The organism is Candidatus Nitrotoga fabula (genome assembly GCF_905221025.1).
Taxonomy (GTDB): Bacteria; Pseudomonadota; Gammaproteobacteria; order Burkholderiales; family Gallionellaceae; genus Nitrotoga; species Nitrotoga fabula.
This window is the reverse complement of the sequence record NZ_CAJNBL010000040.1, coordinates 83,113-99,284: the sequence shown is the minus strand read 5'-3', so window position 1 is coordinate 99,284 and position 16,172 is coordinate 83,113. Positions and strand designations below refer to the sequence as shown.

17 protein-coding genes are annotated in these 16,172 nt (G+C 47.8%); 7 read left to right on the top strand and 10 right to left on the bottom strand.

From position 1 onward, the window contains the following. Positions 1–9: 9 nt before the first annotated feature. A complete protein-coding gene (gene wrbA, locus KJA68_RS08860; RefSeq protein ID WP_213036574.1) occupies positions 10–618 on the bottom strand; it encodes an NAD(P)H:quinone oxidoreductase in 609 nt (202 codons plus the stop codon). Between the two features lie 684 nt (positions 619–1,302). Between wrbA and KJA68_RS08855 the strand changes: the two genes are divergently transcribed. From KJA68_RS08855 to arsB, 5 genes are all read left to right on the top strand, one after another. Further along, on the top strand, positions 1,303–1,905 hold the full coding sequence (locus KJA68_RS08855; protein WP_213036573.1) for a hypothetical protein: 603 nt from the start codon (positions 1,303–1,305) through the stop codon (positions 1,903–1,905). Next, positions 1,866–2,816, top strand: a complete 951-nt coding sequence (locus KJA68_RS08850; RefSeq protein WP_213036572.1) for a Fic family protein — start codon at positions 1,866–1,868, stop codon at positions 2,814–2,816. The genes KJA68_RS08855 and KJA68_RS08850 overlap by 40 nt, the downstream gene beginning before the upstream one ends. A gap of 257 nt (positions 2,817–3,073) precedes the next feature. Further along, on the top strand, positions 3,074–3,400 hold the full coding sequence (locus KJA68_RS08845) for an ArsR/SmtB family transcription factor (RefSeq protein WP_213036571.1): 327 nt from the start codon (positions 3,074–3,076) through the stop codon (positions 3,398–3,400). Further along, positions 3,400–3,894: an arsenate reductase ArsC gene (locus tag KJA68_RS08840; protein ID WP_213036570.1), complete on the top strand. Its 495-nt coding sequence runs from the start codon at positions 3,400–3,402 to the stop codon at positions 3,892–3,894. Before KJA68_RS08845 ends, KJA68_RS08840 begins: the two co-directional genes overlap by 1 nt. A gap of 15 nt (positions 3,895–3,909) precedes the next feature. Continuing rightward, entirely contained in the window at positions 3,910–4,932 is a 1,023-nt protein-coding gene (gene arsB / locus KJA68_RS08835) for an ACR3 family arsenite efflux transporter (protein WP_213036569.1), read from the top strand. A 161-nt stretch (positions 4,933–5,093) separates the two neighbouring features. Here arsB and KJA68_RS08830 read toward each other — a convergent pair whose 3' ends face one another. From KJA68_RS08830 to KJA68_RS08795, 8 genes are all read right to left on the bottom strand, one after another. After that, a complete protein-coding gene (locus tag KJA68_RS08830; RefSeq protein WP_213036568.1) occupies positions 5,094–5,408 on the bottom strand; it encodes a hypothetical protein in 315 nt (104 codons plus the stop codon). Between the two features lie 393 nt (positions 5,409–5,801). Next, positions 5,802–6,446, bottom strand: coding sequence for a tetratricopeptide repeat protein (locus KJA68_RS08825; RefSeq protein ID WP_213036567.1), 645 nt, complete (start codon positions 6,444–6,446; stop codon positions 5,802–5,804). Positions 6,447–6,468: 22 nt separating this feature from the next. After that, a complete protein-coding gene (locus tag KJA68_RS08820) occupies positions 6,469–7,272 on the bottom strand; it encodes an SDR family oxidoreductase (protein ID WP_213036566.1) in 804 nt (267 codons plus the stop codon). Continuing rightward, positions 7,269–7,940, bottom strand: coding sequence for an iron-containing redox enzyme family protein (locus KJA68_RS08815; RefSeq protein ID WP_213036565.1), 672 nt, complete (start codon positions 7,938–7,940; stop codon positions 7,269–7,271). Before KJA68_RS08815 ends, KJA68_RS08820 begins: the two co-directional genes overlap by 4 nt. Further along, positions 7,927–9,435, bottom strand: coding sequence for an AMP-binding protein (locus tag KJA68_RS08810; RefSeq protein ID WP_246487132.1), 1,509 nt, complete (start codon positions 9,433–9,435; stop codon positions 7,927–7,929). The genes KJA68_RS08815 and KJA68_RS08810 overlap by 14 nt, the downstream gene beginning before the upstream one ends. Before the next feature lie 23 nt (positions 9,436–9,458). Next, on the bottom strand, positions 9,459–10,115 hold the full coding sequence (locus KJA68_RS08805; RefSeq protein ID WP_213036564.1) for a thermostable hemolysin: 657 nt from the start codon (positions 10,113–10,115) through the stop codon (positions 9,459–9,461). A gap of 373 nt (positions 10,116–10,488) precedes the next feature. Next, positions 10,489–10,956, bottom strand: coding sequence for a hypothetical protein (locus tag KJA68_RS08800; protein WP_213036563.1), 468 nt, complete (start codon positions 10,954–10,956; stop codon positions 10,489–10,491). Then, a complete protein-coding gene (locus tag KJA68_RS08795) occupies positions 10,953–11,942 on the bottom strand; it encodes a hypothetical protein (protein WP_213036562.1) in 990 nt (329 codons plus the stop codon). The genes KJA68_RS08800 and KJA68_RS08795 overlap by 4 nt, the downstream gene beginning before the upstream one ends. A gap of 118 nt (positions 11,943–12,060) precedes the next feature. Here KJA68_RS08795 and KJA68_RS08790 point away from each other — a divergent pair, with 118 nt between their 5' ends. Next, the gene (locus KJA68_RS08790; RefSeq protein ID WP_213036561.1) at positions 12,061–13,716 is read left to right on the top strand and encodes a sensor histidine kinase; all 1,656 of its coding nucleotides are present in this window, start codon (positions 12,061–12,063) and stop codon (positions 13,714–13,716) included. Beyond that, positions 13,713–15,092, top strand: coding sequence for a sigma-54-dependent transcriptional regulator (locus KJA68_RS08785; protein ID WP_213036560.1), 1,380 nt, complete (start codon positions 13,713–13,715; stop codon positions 15,090–15,092). Before KJA68_RS08790 ends, KJA68_RS08785 begins: the two co-directional genes overlap by 4 nt. Positions 15,093–15,104: 12 nt before the next feature. On the opposite strand, the gene mtnA is transcribed toward KJA68_RS08785, so the two are convergent. Next, positions 15,105–16,172 carry an S-methyl-5-thioribose-1-phosphate isomerase gene (gene mtnA / locus KJA68_RS08780; RefSeq protein ID WP_213036559.1) on the bottom strand — a complete coding sequence of 356 codons (1,068 nt, stop codon included), beginning with the start codon at positions 16,170–16,172 and terminating at the stop codon, positions 15,105–15,107.

The following is a 16,172-nucleotide window of genomic DNA, read 5'->3' as shown; positions in this document are numbered from 1 at the left end:
TTCCTGCAATCAACCTCCAGACTGACGCTTTGCGATTTCTGCAACATGTCTTCCCTGAAAACGAGCCATATCCAGTTCATTGGCCGAGGGCATTCGCATACCGTCCCCACCGGTAATGGTGCTGGCTCCATAGGGCGAGCCGCCGGTAATTTCATCGGTACGCATCTGTAATGCACAGGAATAGGGTAAACCCACGAGAATCATGCCATGGTGCAGCAACGTGTTATGAAAAGACAGGATCGTGCTTTCCTGCCCGCCATGCTGTGTTGCACTGGAAGTAAAGACACTACTGACTTTTCCGATCAACCCGCCTCTCGTCCACAATTTTCCGGTCTGATCGAGGAAATTCCGCATCTGCGCAGTCATGTTGCCGAAGCGAGTCGGTGTGCCGAAGATAATTCCATCATAATCAGCCAGTTCTTCCACGTTCTCCATAATCAGGGCGGACTGATCAAGTTTCACGCCTATTGCCCGCGCCTGCTCTTCGGGAATGGTTTCGGGCACCCGCTTGATTACAGCCTCCACGCCATCCACCTCTTTCGCACCTTCCATCACGGCCCGCGCCATCAGTTCAACATGACCGTACATGCTGTAATATAGAACAAGAATCCTGGTCATCGATATCTCCTTATTGTCATGACAGTTGCCTGCCAGCCTATACTTCAATTTTCTGGCTGCTCATTGCCAGAAACCGAGCAATCCAGCACAACCCGGACACTTCTGGTCAATTATCAGAATATGCTGAATTCAATTTCAAGTATGTTCGATACCGAACACAATTTTAGATAGGGCATTCCCGCGAGTGCGGAGGAAAAGGGTACTGTCCTAATTAGGACAGTCAGGTTTTTAGGATTTTTTAGGATATTCCCGCGGACATGGTGGGGGTACGAAGGAGTGGTTTAATTGAACTACTGAGCGTAGGACATTCCCGCGGGTGCGGCAACTCCAGAAAACCACCCAGGTGTCTAACGCTAGACACATCCGGTTTAAACATTCCCGCAGGCGCGGGGGAAAACCGGGAAGCAATCCTGAAAAGTCCTGCTACATGGGGGAGTCATTCTATGCAGGATGTACAGCGGTTACCGGGATGCCAACAGCTTTTGTAACTGTTTTATTCAAACAACAACTGTTTATAATCGTTTTTCAAGATGCAAACACGTTTTTCAAGAACTCCCCGGTTTTTAACCACAATCCAGTCACTCAAACAATTATCTTGAAAATTGCCGCATTTTTAACTATATTTTTCATACAATGGCTCATGCTAACCATTTTTTAAAAACCGTAACGATTTTTTGAGGTGCGATGACATCTGACACGACACACAACCGGCTAGCAGGATATGCGTTTCTGATCAAGCAGCACGGATTGAGCGCTTTGCCGAACTGGCACACCTCCGCCGTCAGCCTAACCGGAGCGCTACGCTCAACCACTGAGAATGGGCAGACGAAATCCATCTATCCTCAGTCTTATTGGCCTGGAGACGGTACAGGAAACCATCTGGAGTTTGCCCTCAAATACGATGGCGTCAACCTGGGGCTGCTGTCGGCCCTGTTCGACATGACACCGGCAGACGAGATAGCAAACTGGATCAGTTCGAAACCGACCGGAAAATACGCCCGCAGGATCTGGTTCCTGTATGAGTTCCTGACCGAACGGACACTCCCCTTGCCGGATCTGACCAAGGGGAATTACATCGAACTGCTCGAACCGGATCTGTACTACACCACAGCGCCGGGTCAGCGCATGCAGCGTCATAGGGTCTTCAACAATCTGCTTGGCGGAAAAATTTCTGCCCCATCATCCGGCGCACCAAAAAACTCGCCACCCTGGAGAAGGTCGACCTGCGGAAAAGTTGCGAAAAAGTCGTGGATCGTTATCCACCGGAACTTATCAGACGAGCTTTGAACCACCTGTATAGCAAAGAGACCAAGTCCTCATTCGAAATCGAACATCTCAAGCCGAGCGCCTCCAAGGCTGAAAAATTCATCGGCTTGCTGGAGATGGCCGAGTACAAGGACTTCTGCGAGAAGCCTCTCCTGATCGAAGCACAAAACCATATCGTCGATCCCCGGTTCCGGGACACAGACTACCGGACCAACCAGAACTACGTCGGTCAAACTGTTTCCTTCCAGGGACAGCGCATTCATTATATCTGCCCGAAGCCCGTCGATCTCCCGGAACTGATGGAAGGTTTGCTCACGGCTCACCAGTTAATGAAGGAAGGCGCAGTTCCTGCCATTATCCATGCCGCTGCCATCTCCTACGGATTCGTCTTCCTGCATCCTTTCGAGGACGGCAACAGCCGTATTCACCGGTTTCTGATTCACAACATCCTGTTTCTAAGCGGAGCGACCCCGAAAGGGCTCATGTTTCCGGTCTCCGCCGCCATATTAAAGCACCCGGTACTTTACGATCGCTCCCTGGAGACCTTCTCAGTCCCACTAATACGCCTGATTGAATACGATCTGGACGATGACGGCCAGATGACCGTGCTGAATGAGACAGGACATCTGTATAGGTATATCGACATGACCGCCCAAGCGGAGGCATTATATGATTTTATCAATATCACCATCGAGCACGAACTGGTGAAAGAATTCGATTTTCTGGAAAAATATGACCGGACGAAACAGGCCATTGAGGAAATCGTGGACATGCCCAACCGCGAAATCGAATTGTTTATCCGACTCTGCGGGCAGAACCATGGTCGTCTTTCGGCGATAAAGAGAGAATCGCACTTCAAGTACCTGAAGGATGACGAGTTGGTCGGTATGGAAAACGCCTTCCGGGAAGGATTCGGTTCCGCGAAGGACTAAGCTTTAACGCAATGGGGCTGTGAAATGCAGGGAACCGATCAAAACGGGCGGGGCAAACATTTTCCTGCGCTTCAAGAAATTCTGGGCACTTGACGGAACGCCAGATCAAGGATAAAAAAGTTCAGCCCGCCGCAACGATGATCCAGAGAACATCGAGTAACCATCTAAAGAGACAAAACATCTGCTTCCTGAATTTATGGCAGGTTGAATTCTGTAAGAACTTTACCCATTCTTAATATTTCCATATAATTGGAAATATGAAAAATAAAGAAGCCATTTCAGTATTCCTGGCCCTCGGACAGGAAACCCGCCTGAATATATTTCGCCTGACTGTCCAGCGTGGCAATATCGGTGTAACGCCAGGTGAAATAGTAGAGATACTTGGAATACCCAATGCCACTTTGAGTTTTCATCTCAAGGAACTGCAACATGCCGATCTGGTTTTGGTTGAACGCCGCAGTCGCAACCTGATTTACCGGCCCAATGCAGACCTGGTGAAGAGAATTTCTGATTTTTTGCTGGAAAATTGCTGTGGCGGCAAACCTTGTATTCCAGTCGCCCAAACCTCAAAAGGTAAAATCTGATGCGCCGTTTCCACATCCTATTCTTGTGCACCCACAATTCATCCCGTTCCATCCTGGCTGAAGCCATAGCATCTACTCACCCGAGCCAAATGTTCATAGCCCATTCAGCGGGCTCCTCTCCCGGCATGGCGGTCAATCCCTTCGCTGCTGAACTGGCCATGGAAATGGGTTACCCGGCCAGCAAACTTCGTTCCAAAAGCTGGGATGAATTCGAAAAAACTGATTCACCGAAAATGGACTTTATCATCACGGTCTGTGACAGTGCGGCCGGAGAAATATGTCCGGTATGGCCAGGCAATCCGATTACTGCACACTGGGGATTTCCGGATCCTTCGCAAGTGACAGGCAGCGACGAAATAAAAAGGCAGGCATTCCGGGAAGTCATGATGGGTATCAGGCTGCGGATGGATCTGCTGGCCTCCCTCCCATTGGGAAAGCTGGATTCAATGAGTATGCAGCAGGAATTGAAAAAACTGGCGCAGCCTTCCATTTAATTAAAGGTATCCAAATTGAATATTTTTGAGCGCTACTTAAGTCTCTGGGTATTCCTGTGCATCATTGCGGGGATTGCAATGGGACAGATTACCCCGGCTCTGTTCCAGAAAATTGGAAACCTGGAAATTGCGCACGTAAACATCCCGGTAGGCTTGCTAATCTGGGTAATGATCATACCCATGCTGATCAGGGTGGATTTCGGGGCACTGCATGAAGTCAGGCAGCACTTGCGCGGGATATTGGTCACCCTGTTTGTGAACTGGCTGGTCAAGCCATTTTCCATGGCTTTATTAGGGTGGATATTCGTCCGCCATCTGTTCGCACCATATCTTCCTGCCGACCAACTGGACAGCTATATTGCAGGTCTGATCCTGCTGGCTGCGGCACCCTGCACTGCCATGGTATTTGTGTGGAGCCGCCTGGTAAACGGGGATCCATTATTTACCCTGTCCCAAGTGGCACTGAACGATACCATCATGGTATTTGCCTTTGCACCCATTGTCGCTTTGTTACTGGGCATTTCTGCAATCACCGTTCCCTGGGAAACGCTCATAATTTCAGTCGCCCTGTACATCCTGATTCCTGTGATGATTGCACAGTTCTGGAGAAAAAAACTGCTTTCCAAGGGAGCAGGCGCACTAGAAGCGGCCATGAATAAAATTGGGCCCTGGTCCATATCCGCTCTGCTGACGACCCTGATTTTATTATTTGCATTTCAGGGCGAGGCTATTGTCCGGCAACCGCTAATCATTGCATTACTGGCCATTCCAATTACTATCCAGGTATTTTTCAACGCTTCCCTCGCCTACTGGCTGAATCGGACAGTGCGGGAAAAATATAATGTGGCCTGTCCTTCTGCACTGATTGGAGCATCCAACTTCTTTGAACTGGCAGTGGCAGCGGCAATCAGTCTATTTGGCTTTCACTCCGGAGCGGCATTGGCCACCGTAGTCGGCGTGCTGATTGAGGTTCCGCTCATGCTGCTGGTTGTGAACGTCCTGAACCGTACACAAAGCTGGTATTCACGCAAGACATGACAGATTGAATGATTGATCACATTGTCCAGACGGCTTGTCAACACGATTAATACAATTACTTATATTTCAATTGGTTACCGCATGGAACATAATCCATGCAACACCAAGTTAAACAAAGCTTCCCCTCCTCCCTATTTTCTTCTGATATGCCAAAGCTTACCTCATGCCGCCAGAAGGGATAGCTCCTGCAGGGCACCCCACTGATGGGGTCCTTTATCACTGGTGGAAAACAGCTTGACAAGCGGAATTCCCACCGTGCCGTTATATCTCAGAAGAATTGCCAGATAATGCCCGCCTTCATGCAGAATAAAGTTGGGCCCCATGATTTTTTCCAGTTTCTCTCTTGCCTCGGTGAGAGAACCACAATGAAATACCAGCTGACTTGCTGCCAATGCCTGGTACATATGCAGATCATCCCGATTTACATACCGGTGTTTAAATTCTTCAGTATTCACGCTATAAATCACAATTGCCATAATCATTCTCCTTGTACGTAAAGGTAAAAAATAAATTTTCCATCCTGACGTTTATCCGATACCCGTATCAGTTACAAAGCCAGCTAGAAATATACATACAGGAACCATTATACAATCAATAATGATTATCATTCAATAAATATATCGAGCTTCAATCCCCCCAACTTGATCTCAATGCAACTGCCTCAAAAAACGAGTCTAGGCCCACACAAACTACCTAAAGTCCATATCCTGCACAATTATTCCACCGGGTTCGCATGGCTTTAACTATCCGTCATGTAACCCTGTACCACTGGCAGATGGATTGATTGCTCTAAAAAACTGACAGCATTCCTGACCCAAGCAGCCTTACCTGGTCTACCCTGCCACATACGTTACTATGCAAATTCGTCACTAACCAATCTTTTGTTTTGCCTTCGCCAGACCTTCCCTGATTTCAATACGACGACCTTTATCTGCATCTTCTCTACCTGCTCTGGCTGGCGCTGCCAAGGCTTTTTCAAAAAACTGAATTGATTTTGCATAATCTCCTTCTTCTAACAGAAAATCCGCATAAAAATAATTGGGATCTATTCCAGTTGGATTCATTTGAAGCGCTTTTTCAAGATATTCTCGTGCCTTATCCTTATCACGGAAACTAATCGGCCATCTTGGTACTTTATAATATAAAGATCCCAAAGAGGTATAGGCTGACCCTTGCAGCGCATGGGGATTCATCGCTGCAGCGCTTATTAACAACTCCCTTGCTCTATCCAAAAGCTTCAACGCTCCAAGCCCACCTTTTGCTTTAGCATATCCAGACAAGATAATCGCTTCCCAAATCATCGCCTCTGCCTTGTCCGGGCTGCTTGCAGTAACCGCCGCTGCTTTTTCAGCCAATATCCTGAATGCTGCTTCCTGGGCATTCAACGGTGTCTGATAATTCGCCTGCGCCCATCCGTGTTGTAACTGAACAATAGATGCATCCAGATGTTCTGTTGCCCACGATGATGTATGCATCATCAATGCCAAAAAACACGCGATCAGCCAATGTTTCATAATTGCTTCCTTTCCTTATTTATTAATTTGCCTTCTTGCAAAACAAACGTGCTTCACGTGTTTGTTTCTTAAGTCCTGCATCTACCAACCCGGGCAACACACTATTTACATATGCAAGAAACGATTCAGGTTGCCCGATAAATGTTTCCTGCTGACCAATCTCCATTGCCGCCACGATTTTATTTGCGACAAACTCAGGGCTGTCCATTGCCGTTCCCTGCCGATCCATCCACGCCACACTCGCCGCTTTATTCATCCTGGTCCTGGTCGCACGCGGTGCTACGTACAAAACCTGAATTCCGGTATCTACCAACTCCCGACGCAAAGCCTGAGAAAATCCACGTACAGCAAATTTACTTGCGCTGTACGAAACATAATGCGGAAAACCAATCGAACCCATCATCGAACCAATATTAACGATCATGCCCTTTTTCTGGGCCTTCAGGATAGGCAGGGCCGCATGCGCCAGCAGCATCGGAGCAACCGCATTAATCTGCATCAGGGAAGATATGCTTGCAGGAGACTGTGTTTCAAAGTCGGTAAAGTCAGAAACACCCGCGCTGCTGACTAACACATCCAGTCCTCCCATGCGCTCGTAAGCTTCATTTACAGCCTGGACCGGAAAATCGGCATTCGACAAATCCCCGATGACTATCTGGACTTTTGCATTGCAAGATTCGAGTTGATGCTGCAACGCAATCAGATTGCTTGCATTTCGCCCCAGCAATACCAGTTTCGCCCCTTTTTTTGCCAGCGCAACTGCCAATTGGCTTCCTATCCCGCCAGCAGCTCCTGTGAGCAATATCCGCTGACCCTCTATTCTCATGCCTGTCTCCCAGGATAAAACCGCTGACTGAGATCCTGGAAAATATCCCCATAAAGTCTGTAAAAAACCTTGGCGCAGTGTATCACTATGGCTTGATCCTTTTTCTCATCCAGCCTGTTCATCAGGCTTGCATAGAATGCTGTATGGCCTGTATCCAGGGCGCCGTGTGAACTGAGATAGGTCAAGGCATTCGATTTTAATCCCAGGCTGGTTTTGATCGCCTGGGCTGCCACAGATGCGATTTTTGCACTCGTCCCTTCCAGAACCAGCACCATGCCGAAAAAACCGATTGGATTAATACGGTTTATCACATCATAGGCATACGCAACCATCAATTCTGCTGGCAAAAATGGTTCCCCAACTCGGACCGCTTCGCTATCAGCACCGCAAGCTTTGATGTCATTCAGAATCCACTCCTGGTGTCCGGTTTCTTCTTCAATATATTTTGCAACCGCCTCACGCAACCATTCATATTGTTCCGGCAGTCGCGCACCGCAGTTCATCAACAATGGCAGGGTATGCTTTACGTGGTGATAGGCTTCGGTTAAGAATCCTATGTATGCTTCCAGGGTGATCTGGCCGCTCACACCCCGATGCAATATAGGCAAAGAAAGGAGGGTATTGCGCTCTTTTTCAGTAGCTGCAATTAAATTTTCATAAAACGGCATGGCATGTTCCCTCGTATAAAGACTGGATGTCATTCTGATAACGTTTGAAAATTTCTTCCCGCCGCAAACGGCCATTACTTGTCGTCAAACCATTTTTATAAGTGAATGGCATATCGGCAATGACCCATCTTGAAACCCTTGCATAATCAGGAAGAAGGGCATTCGTTTGCGCAATAGCTTCCTGCATCTGAATCTGTATTGGTTCCTGCCCCGGCATGGGAACGATCACTGCAACATTGAACGGCCTTGACTCCCCGAATACAGCGACCTGTGCAATAGCCGGGTGCAGCACCAATTCACGCTCGACCCATTCAGGTGAAATATTTCTTCCAAACGAAGTAATGAAAATATTTTTTTTTCGTCCCGTAATATATAAAAATCCGTTTTGATCCAGATATCCAATATCACCGGTCGGCCAGAAGTCTCTGACAGTCAAAGGTTTATTTCCTGCGAACTCCAGAAGTACATTTCCTGACACCAGAATTTCACCATCTTCAGCAACCTGTATCCGAATATGAGGCAGAGGCCTGCCCACACTTCCCGGCTGGCATGCTTCAGGTGTATTTACCGCCACAACCGATGCGCATTCCGACAGACCATACCCTTCAAAAACCGGCAACCCTAAATTTTGGGCACGCTGTAGCAAATGCGTTGAAATGGAAGCGCCCCCAACCGCCACGAACCGCAAGGACTCAGGTTTTGCTTCGCCACATTCAATGGCAGTAACCAGACCAAATAGCAACTCTGGAGTCAAAATAGCTGAAGTAGGCCGATATTGGCTCAATGCTGTTATCATTTTTTTACTATTCAGACTGCATGCCCCTAGCAAACCGATACTCGACATAGAAGGCAATATGCAAGTGGCACCCGCTATTAAGGAAACGTACAAACCTCCAATATTTTCCAGCAATGTTGACAACGGAAGCATGCTCAGATGCTTATCCTGATCATTGGCTTTGGTTGCCTTATATAGGGAAAGAACCACCTGCATCATGGAATACTCATCCAGGCATACCCCTTTAGGCTCACCTGTCGTGCCAGAGGTAAACGTAACTTTAGCTGTATTTTCTGGTAAGGAACTGACCCGATCTGAGCATAAAAACAGCACACTGAACTTCTTGCCGTATAGTTCATGCGGATGGTGACTTACAATTTCCAGTCCGGCAGACTGCAGCAACGTGACATAGACTTCTACCTGATCAGTAATAACGCAATCCACACCAGCGTCACGGATAGCATGCAAAATCTGACCGGGAGAAAAAAATAATGGCAAAGGTACACACGGCAAGCCAGTACTGGCAAGTTTCAAATCCAGCATTGCCCAGCACGGACAATTATCCATTGCAAGGCCCACAACATGTGCCATTCGCAAACCAAAATCCATATTGGACGAACGCAGATCGTTGAACAGCTCCTGATAGCTAACCTGACAGTTTTCCCCTGCCAGTGCAATCGAATCGGGTTTAACCCCCGCATGATATTCAATTGCACGCATGATCGTGCACACACTCATACCGATCAATCTTTCATACTGGAGCAGTTATGCCGGCGCAGCGCAACCACTTTTGGACGATGCTGGTAATAACTACCCCAATCCGCACGCTCTTCCGGTGGAATACAATCCAGGCTGGCATTCCCTAATACCAGCATACTGTGTTTCATCCTGGCTACCGAATTAATAACGACTGGCAGTGCGCTGAATACAAGCCATTCCGAATCCGTACTGTAAAAATACCTGCCCAATACCGCCATTAGCAGACGCGTATACAACGGGTCTTCCACTGCCAGATTGCCAATTTCTACAATTCCGTGACGAAATACCGCGACACCAGCGTGGGATGCGATAACGTCCTCAACAGGCTTATCCAGATATCGCTCCAGGAACAAATCTTCCTTTTCCGCATAACGCATGCCTGCAACAGCCCGCAAATGATGCTGTGTATCCCTTAAACACAATATTTTTGGCATGAAATTTCTGACATTTGCGCCATATGCCTGCCTGAAGATACGTTGAATAAATTTTTCTACTTCTGGACGATCCGGTGAATACAATCCACACAAATCGGAAGACATTAACGCCGTTTCCGCGCGATATGCAGTTTCATTGTCAATTTCAAGAACTGGCTCACATGAGCGCCGTTTAAGAACCGTGGGGGTAATAATTGCCTGCAACATGGAATTCCTTTTTAGTTAAACTATCCATATACAAGCAATTTCCGTGCCAAAATTAACTATCCAAGCAATATATAATACAATTTCAACTACTTATAGTTAATATTCGACGAACAAACCGTTATTGGTGGATTCATTACAAGGCGTTTCCCACGCGCATTTTTTGCAGGAAACATGAGAACTTTGCACGATGAACAAAAGAACCCGTAAGAACCGATGTCTTAGAATGCTCTGATTGCAGACGTCTGGTATAGAACCCAAACCTGATTAATGGAATTTATCCACCCCGGATTTACCGGTATGCGTACCGTTCGGTCGTTTTCATCAGAACAATACCAAACCCGTAACAAACCTGGAATATCCGGGGGCACCTGCATCACGAAGGGCAAGTAAACTCCGGCTTGACTGATGACATAACACCTGACCTGTCAATCCAGAAAATCACTTTCACACGATTGTCTGCGGCACAGGCAGAGACATACCCGATCGCTCCCCTTGTTTCAGAAACAAATCGCAAAACCGCCTCTTCCGAAAGCAGGACATAAGGGGGAGAAATGCCATGATAATACAGATTATTCCAGTACTGGGTTTGAGCATCAGGCAAACTTTTAAGCACACTCAAGGAAAAATCTCGCCGCCATGCACTATCCAATGATAAATTGACTGGATAAATACGGTTTCCATTTTCCCAATAAAGCATTTTTCTTTTATAAATCAGCGCCAGCTCTCTTATCGTTGGCGGTTTCCCGTCAAAACTTTGCGCGACCACAACCGCCAAAGAGGCTTCCCCGGCTTGCGCCCAGCCCGCAATAAAACTTACGATGATTGCAAGCCAGTACCTCAAAACAGTATCGCAACCGAAGTGAATAAACCAGAAGGGATATATATGCCTTCCTGATGTCCGCCCGCATATTCAATTTTAAATATCTGATTATCACGGTAGCGCCATGCCAACCCCAAAACATAACGCTTTTTATTTTCCTGCATGGACGCTTTAAAACTTTCTACGCGAGCTATCCCAAACCACTTCTTTCCCAGCGGAGCAACCCCTTGCAAATATGCCCCGCCGCTGCTTTCGCCCAGATCCTTTGTGCGACGATAGAAAGCTTCCCCGCTTAATTCCCATCCATCATGGGATTTAAAGAAATCCAACCCAACCATACGATATTGACGCTTCAGCAGGTCATCCTCATCGAATTCCATGTAACTGATACTGGCATCAACCGAACCCGAATAAAGCCCCCTCAAACCAAATGCATTTTTATAACGAATTTCATGTCGGTCTTCCTGCTGGTCCTTTAAGGTTTCTGCAAATGCAGCATACTCGAATGTCGCATCTCCCCAGGGTTTGATGCCATGCATCATCACGCCATTCAGGGCCATGGGAAACAACCGATAGGTGGACACTGGTCTGGTTGTAGTCCAAACCAAAGGAGCCGCATGTAACAGGTTCCAGCGGCTGACCGGCGTCAGATAGCGGCCTGCTCTAATATTTAACTGATCAGTGAAAGTATAGTCTGCATAGAAACGTTCTATATCCAATGCCGCATTCCTAGTACTGACTCCTTTTCCTTCATGCCATGACAAGGGTTCTTCCACCTCGATTTCAGCAAAGAAACGCCAGCGATCCTGATCATCCCACTTTACAATCAGGCTTACTTCATTAATGGCAGCTTCCGCATTTCCGCCACGATTTTTTTGTGCCCTCACACTGGAATAACCACCAACATCAATATTATTGATGAATGCAGGAACCTCGGCGCAGGCCGGATTGCCAGCCAGTTGGGCGACGAGTAAACTTACAACAATGAAAATCCGGATTAATTGCATGGCCACCTACTACCCTGTTCAGGCAACGATCATAATGTCGTAAATTATACTCACCAACGGGCTCTTCCTTCTTAAATCCCTATTTTTTTCAAACCTGCTTGCTTATTTTTAACATCCCATGTTCGGCAAACCCATCTCTATAAAGTATTTATTGCCGATCGCCTTCGCCCTGGCCAGCTTGCTGCCTTTGATCATATTTACTGCCATGGCCTTCGCGCAAGCGCGTCATGCGCTAGAACACGAAATCAGCCAAGATATTGAGGTACGCTCACAGGCCACCATGGCTGAAATCGACCGAATGATGTTCGAAAGAATGCAAAACGTGAATTCATGGAGTCATTTGGAAATCATGAACGAACTCCGGATTGGCGATGTGGATAAGCGCCTATCAAGGTTTCTGGACGAGCTTAAATCAGCCTATCGCGGCATATATGTTGAGATTCACGCAGTAAATTCGGCCAATCAGATTATTGCATCCAGCGAAGCAGGAAAAATCGGGCAGCATTATTCTCCCCCCATTGCCTCGTCCAAGCTTTTCCCAAGTCAAAACCAGTTGCCTCTGACTTCAGCAATAATCGACCCGATCACCGGAGAAGTCACTGGCAAGCTATATGCAATTTTCGATTGGACAACAATTGAAAAAATATTGGAACGCTCAACGGGCGACAGTCGCTCAGCTGCACTGTTTAACCGTCATCATGAACGTATTGCCGAGACCAGACATTGGAAAAATTATCAGCATAGCTCCGCAATCATCGCTACCGCCACCTCACAAGGCTATCAAGGGGCTCCATCCCTCCAATGGCAGTTGCGCATTGAACAACCCAAATCCATTGCCTTTTCACCCATACGCAAATTGGGTGGAATATTCTTATTATTTTTGCTGGTAGTCGCAGCGATTGCCAGTCTCGCTGCGTTACCCATTGCCGCCAGTATTGCAAAACCCTTACGCCGGCTTTCTGCGTTTGCACGCAACTTCCAGTCGCAGCCTAAAGCCGACTCGGTACCCACGGGGGGACCAAACGAAGTACAGGAACTTTCTGTTGCCTTTAAACAAATGATCGAAGATTTACGAAAATCACAGGAAGACCTGACACGCGCCGCCAAACTGGCAGTTGTAGGTGAACTGGCTGCAGCAATGTCCCATGAAGTGCGAACTCCCCTGGGCATACTGAAGTCTTCCGCCCAAATTCTGATGCGTGAACGGGGCCTGAGCACGGAAGGAAAAGAAGTCTGTGGGTTCATACTCTCGGAAACGGACCGCATGAACAAGCTGATTGATACGTTACTAGACTCGGCACGTGTCCGCAATCCCGAGCTACAGGCTACGGATCTGGTGGAAACAACTGAGCGAACTATTGCCATGCTCTCCGCGCAAACGCAAAAGAAAAAAGTTGCCATTTCAATGACTGGAGAAAGCTCTCTCTGGTCCAATTGCGATCGTGAACAGATTACCCAAGTCTTACTGAATCTTATTATAAATGCGATGCAAATCATTAAAGGGAATAACGGTCAGGTAGAAATCCATTTATATGCTGACCGGGATGAGGCTGTAATTGAAGTAGCGGATAACGGCCCCGGTATCGCGCCTGAAACTCACGAACGTATATTTGATCCTTTTTTTAGCACTCGTTCGGGAGGGATCGGCCTGGGATTAGCAGTAGTCAGACAAATCATAGAAGCACATCATGGAAGCATTTCCGTTTCTACCAGTCATTTAGGCGGCGCATCATTCACTGTTCGCCTGCCCCGGATAAAGAGCCAGTCAAAATGAATCAGAACAAAAGAGTTTTAGCAGTAGATGATGAGCCCAATATGCGCAGACTCCTGGAAATCATGCTGAAACAGGCTGGTTACCAGGCATTTATTGCAGCCAACGGCAAAGAAGCGCTGGATATATTGATGAGAAAGGGGGCCGATTTGATTATTAGCGATCTGCATATGCCCGACATGGATGGAATTTCCCTGCTCTCTGCCGTGCGCGAAGCCGAACTTGCCACACCGGTAATTATTGTCACAGCCCATGGAGAAATCGAATCTGCCGTAAGCGCAATGAAACTGGGGGCTTCTGATTACATTTTACGTCCCTTTGATTTAGAAACGCTGGAAATAGCCATCAGTCGTGCGCTATCCATCTCCCGTCTGAAAGCTGAAAATTCATTCTTGCGTATTGAGGTAGAAAAGCAGCATTCAAGGCTTGTGGGTCATTCTTCTGCCATGCAACAGGTTGAACAGGCCATGCGCCAGGTTGCACCAGAGAGAGCTACGGTGCTTCTGGTCGGGGAAACAGGAACTGGCAAGGAATTGGCTGCACAATCCATCCATCGGTATTCCAACCGCCGGAATGGGTTATTTGTAGCCGTAAATTGTGCCGCTATTCCTGGTGAAATGCTGGAATCTGAATTATTCGGACACGAGCGGGGCGCTTTTACTGGCGCAATTAAAAGCCGCACTGGTAAATTTGAATTAGCCGATGGCGGCACATTGTTCCTGGATGAAATTACTGAAATGCCCGTCAACCTGCAAGCCAAATTATTGCGCGCACTTCAGGAAAACACGATAGAGAAACTAGGAGGCCACGGGCCCATTGGAGTTGATATCAGGGTAATTGCAGCCACAAACCGAGACCCACAACAGGCAGTTCGAGAAGGTTTGCTTCGGGAAGATTTGTATTATCGCTTAAATGTATTTCGCATTGATTTACCCCCGCTACGTAAGCACCGCGAAGATATACCCGTACTGGCGAAACATTTTTTGGCAAAGCGCGGCTGTGAAATCGACTTGCCCGCAATGGAAAAACTGGGCACTTACGATTGGCCAGGAAATGTACGTGAGCTTGAAAATGTCTTGGAACGTGCCACTATTGTGAGCCAAGGCCACCTCATTAAAACTGAACATCTGTCTTTAGATATAGGCTGGAGTGCTGACCAGCAGACAGTCTCTGCTTCGGGGCATGGTTTAACAGAAAATCCCGTGATACCAACCGGGAACCTATCCATTCCACAGGCGACTGAATCCCTTGAACGCAAGCTGATTGCAGAAGCATTGAAGCAAACCGGAGGAAACAAAAGCAAGGCAGCACGTTTACTTGAAATCAGTGAACGTTCTCTTTGGTATAAGATTTCAAATTACCACATCACGGGGGGTTAACCCTGCAGCAAGTTACACCCCGAACAAACGCATAATCTTCTCAGCGTTCGGCCAGCTTACAATCCCTTTTTCTGTTATTAGCGCTGTCACCAGCCCTGCAGGAGTAATGTCAAAAGCAGGATTACGAACCTGGACTCCTTTTGCCGCCCACTGACACTCCCTGAACCCGGTAACTTCCATTGCAGAACGTTCCTCGATAGGTATGGCAGCTCCTTCTGGCATGCCCGGGTCGATAGTGGATAACGGACATGCCACATAAAAAGGAATATTGTGGCGTTGCGCCAACACTGCCACCATGTATGTGCCGATCTTGTTCGCCACATCCCCGTTCACTGCAACCCTGTCAGCGCCAACCACTACGGCATCAATCTCTCCGCAGCTCATCAAGTGTCCCGCCATGTTATCCGCAATCAACGTTACCGGGATACATTCCTGCACCATTTCCCATGCAGTTAGGCGGGCGCCTTGCAAAAAGGGTCTGGTCTCATCTGCGATAACAGAAATGCTTTTTCCTGTTTCCACCGCTGAACGGATTATGCCTAATGCTGTTCCATGCCCGGCTGTAGCCAGGGCGCCAGCATTGCAATGGGTAAGCACTCTCGCCCCGTCAGACAGCAAAGCTGCACCGTACGCCCCCAGCGCTCGATTATTGCGCACATCTTCAGAAAATATTTCATGCGCTTCGGCGAGCATACAATCTGCAATTTCCCTTTTCGAGCGATGCCTGTTGGCATCCCAGACAGTTTGCATTCGATTCAGAGCCCAAAATAAATTTACTGCCGTAGGCCGGCTTGTCGCCAGCACTTCAAATCCAGTCTCCATGCCGGCGTCAAAAACCTCACTGCAGGCATGAATCAGTCGCGCTGACTCCAGCGCCACACCATAAGCTGCGGCACAGCCGATTGCCGGCGCACCACGAACCACCATGGAGCGGATTCCTTCAGCTACTTCGGTAGCAGAGGTATAGGACAGGTACTCAAAACGATCCGGCAAAACCCTTTGATCAATCATTTCAAGGGAACCTTCACGCCACCTCAGCGTCTCCACTGCCGTGTTCAAACCATGCGCATACCCCAGCAT

Bases quoted from the DNA above. Each gene is read 5' to 3' on its own strand.
- KJA68_RS08840 (WP_213036570.1), top strand. From the start codon at position 3,400: ATGCGCCGTTTCCACATCCTATTCTTGTGCACCCACAATTCATCCCGT.
- wrbA (WP_213036574.1), bottom strand. From the start codon at position 618: ATGACCAGGATTCTTGTTCTATATTACAGCATGTACGGTCATGTTGAA.
- KJA68_RS08820 (WP_213036566.1), bottom strand. From the start codon at position 7,272: ATGAGAATAGAGGGTCAGCGGATATTGCTCACAGGAGCTGCTGGCGGG.
- KJA68_RS08845 (WP_213036571.1), top strand. From the start codon at position 3,074: ATGAAAAATAAAGAAGCCATTTCAGTATTCCTGGCCCTCGGACAGGAA.
- KJA68_RS08805 (WP_213036564.1), bottom strand. From the start codon at position 10,115: ATGTTGCAGGCAATTATTACCCCCACGGTTCTTAAACGGCGCTCATGT.
- KJA68_RS08815 (WP_213036565.1), bottom strand. From the start codon at position 7,940: ATGCCGTTTTATGAAAATTTAATTGCAGCTACTGAAAAAGAGCGCAAT.
- KJA68_RS08825 (WP_213036567.1), bottom strand. From the start codon at position 6,446: ATGAAACATTGGCTGATCGCGTGTTTTTTGGCATTGATGATGCATACA.
- KJA68_RS08785 (WP_213036560.1), top strand. From the start codon at position 13,713: ATGAATCAGAACAAAAGAGTTTTAGCAGTAGATGATGAGCCCAATATG.
- KJA68_RS08810 (WP_246487132.1), bottom strand. From the start codon at position 9,435: ATGCGTGCAATTGAATATCATGCGGGGGTTAAACCCGATTCGATTGCA.
- KJA68_RS08795 (WP_213036562.1), bottom strand. From the start codon at position 11,942: ATGCAATTAATCCGGATTTTCATTGTTGTAAGTTTACTCGTCGCCCAA.
- mtnA (WP_213036559.1), bottom strand. From the start codon at position 16,172: ATGCTGGGGTATGCGCATGGTTTGAACACGGCAGTGGAGACGCTGAGG.
- KJA68_RS08790 (WP_213036561.1), top strand. From the start codon at position 12,061: ATGTTCGGCAAACCCATCTCTATAAAGTATTTATTGCCGATCGCCTTC.
- KJA68_RS08855 (WP_213036573.1), top strand. From the start codon at position 1,303: ATGACATCTGACACGACACACAACCGGCTAGCAGGATATGCGTTTCTG.
- KJA68_RS08830 (WP_213036568.1), bottom strand. From the start codon at position 5,408: ATGGCAATTGTGATTTATAGCGTGAATACTGAAGAATTTAAACACCGG.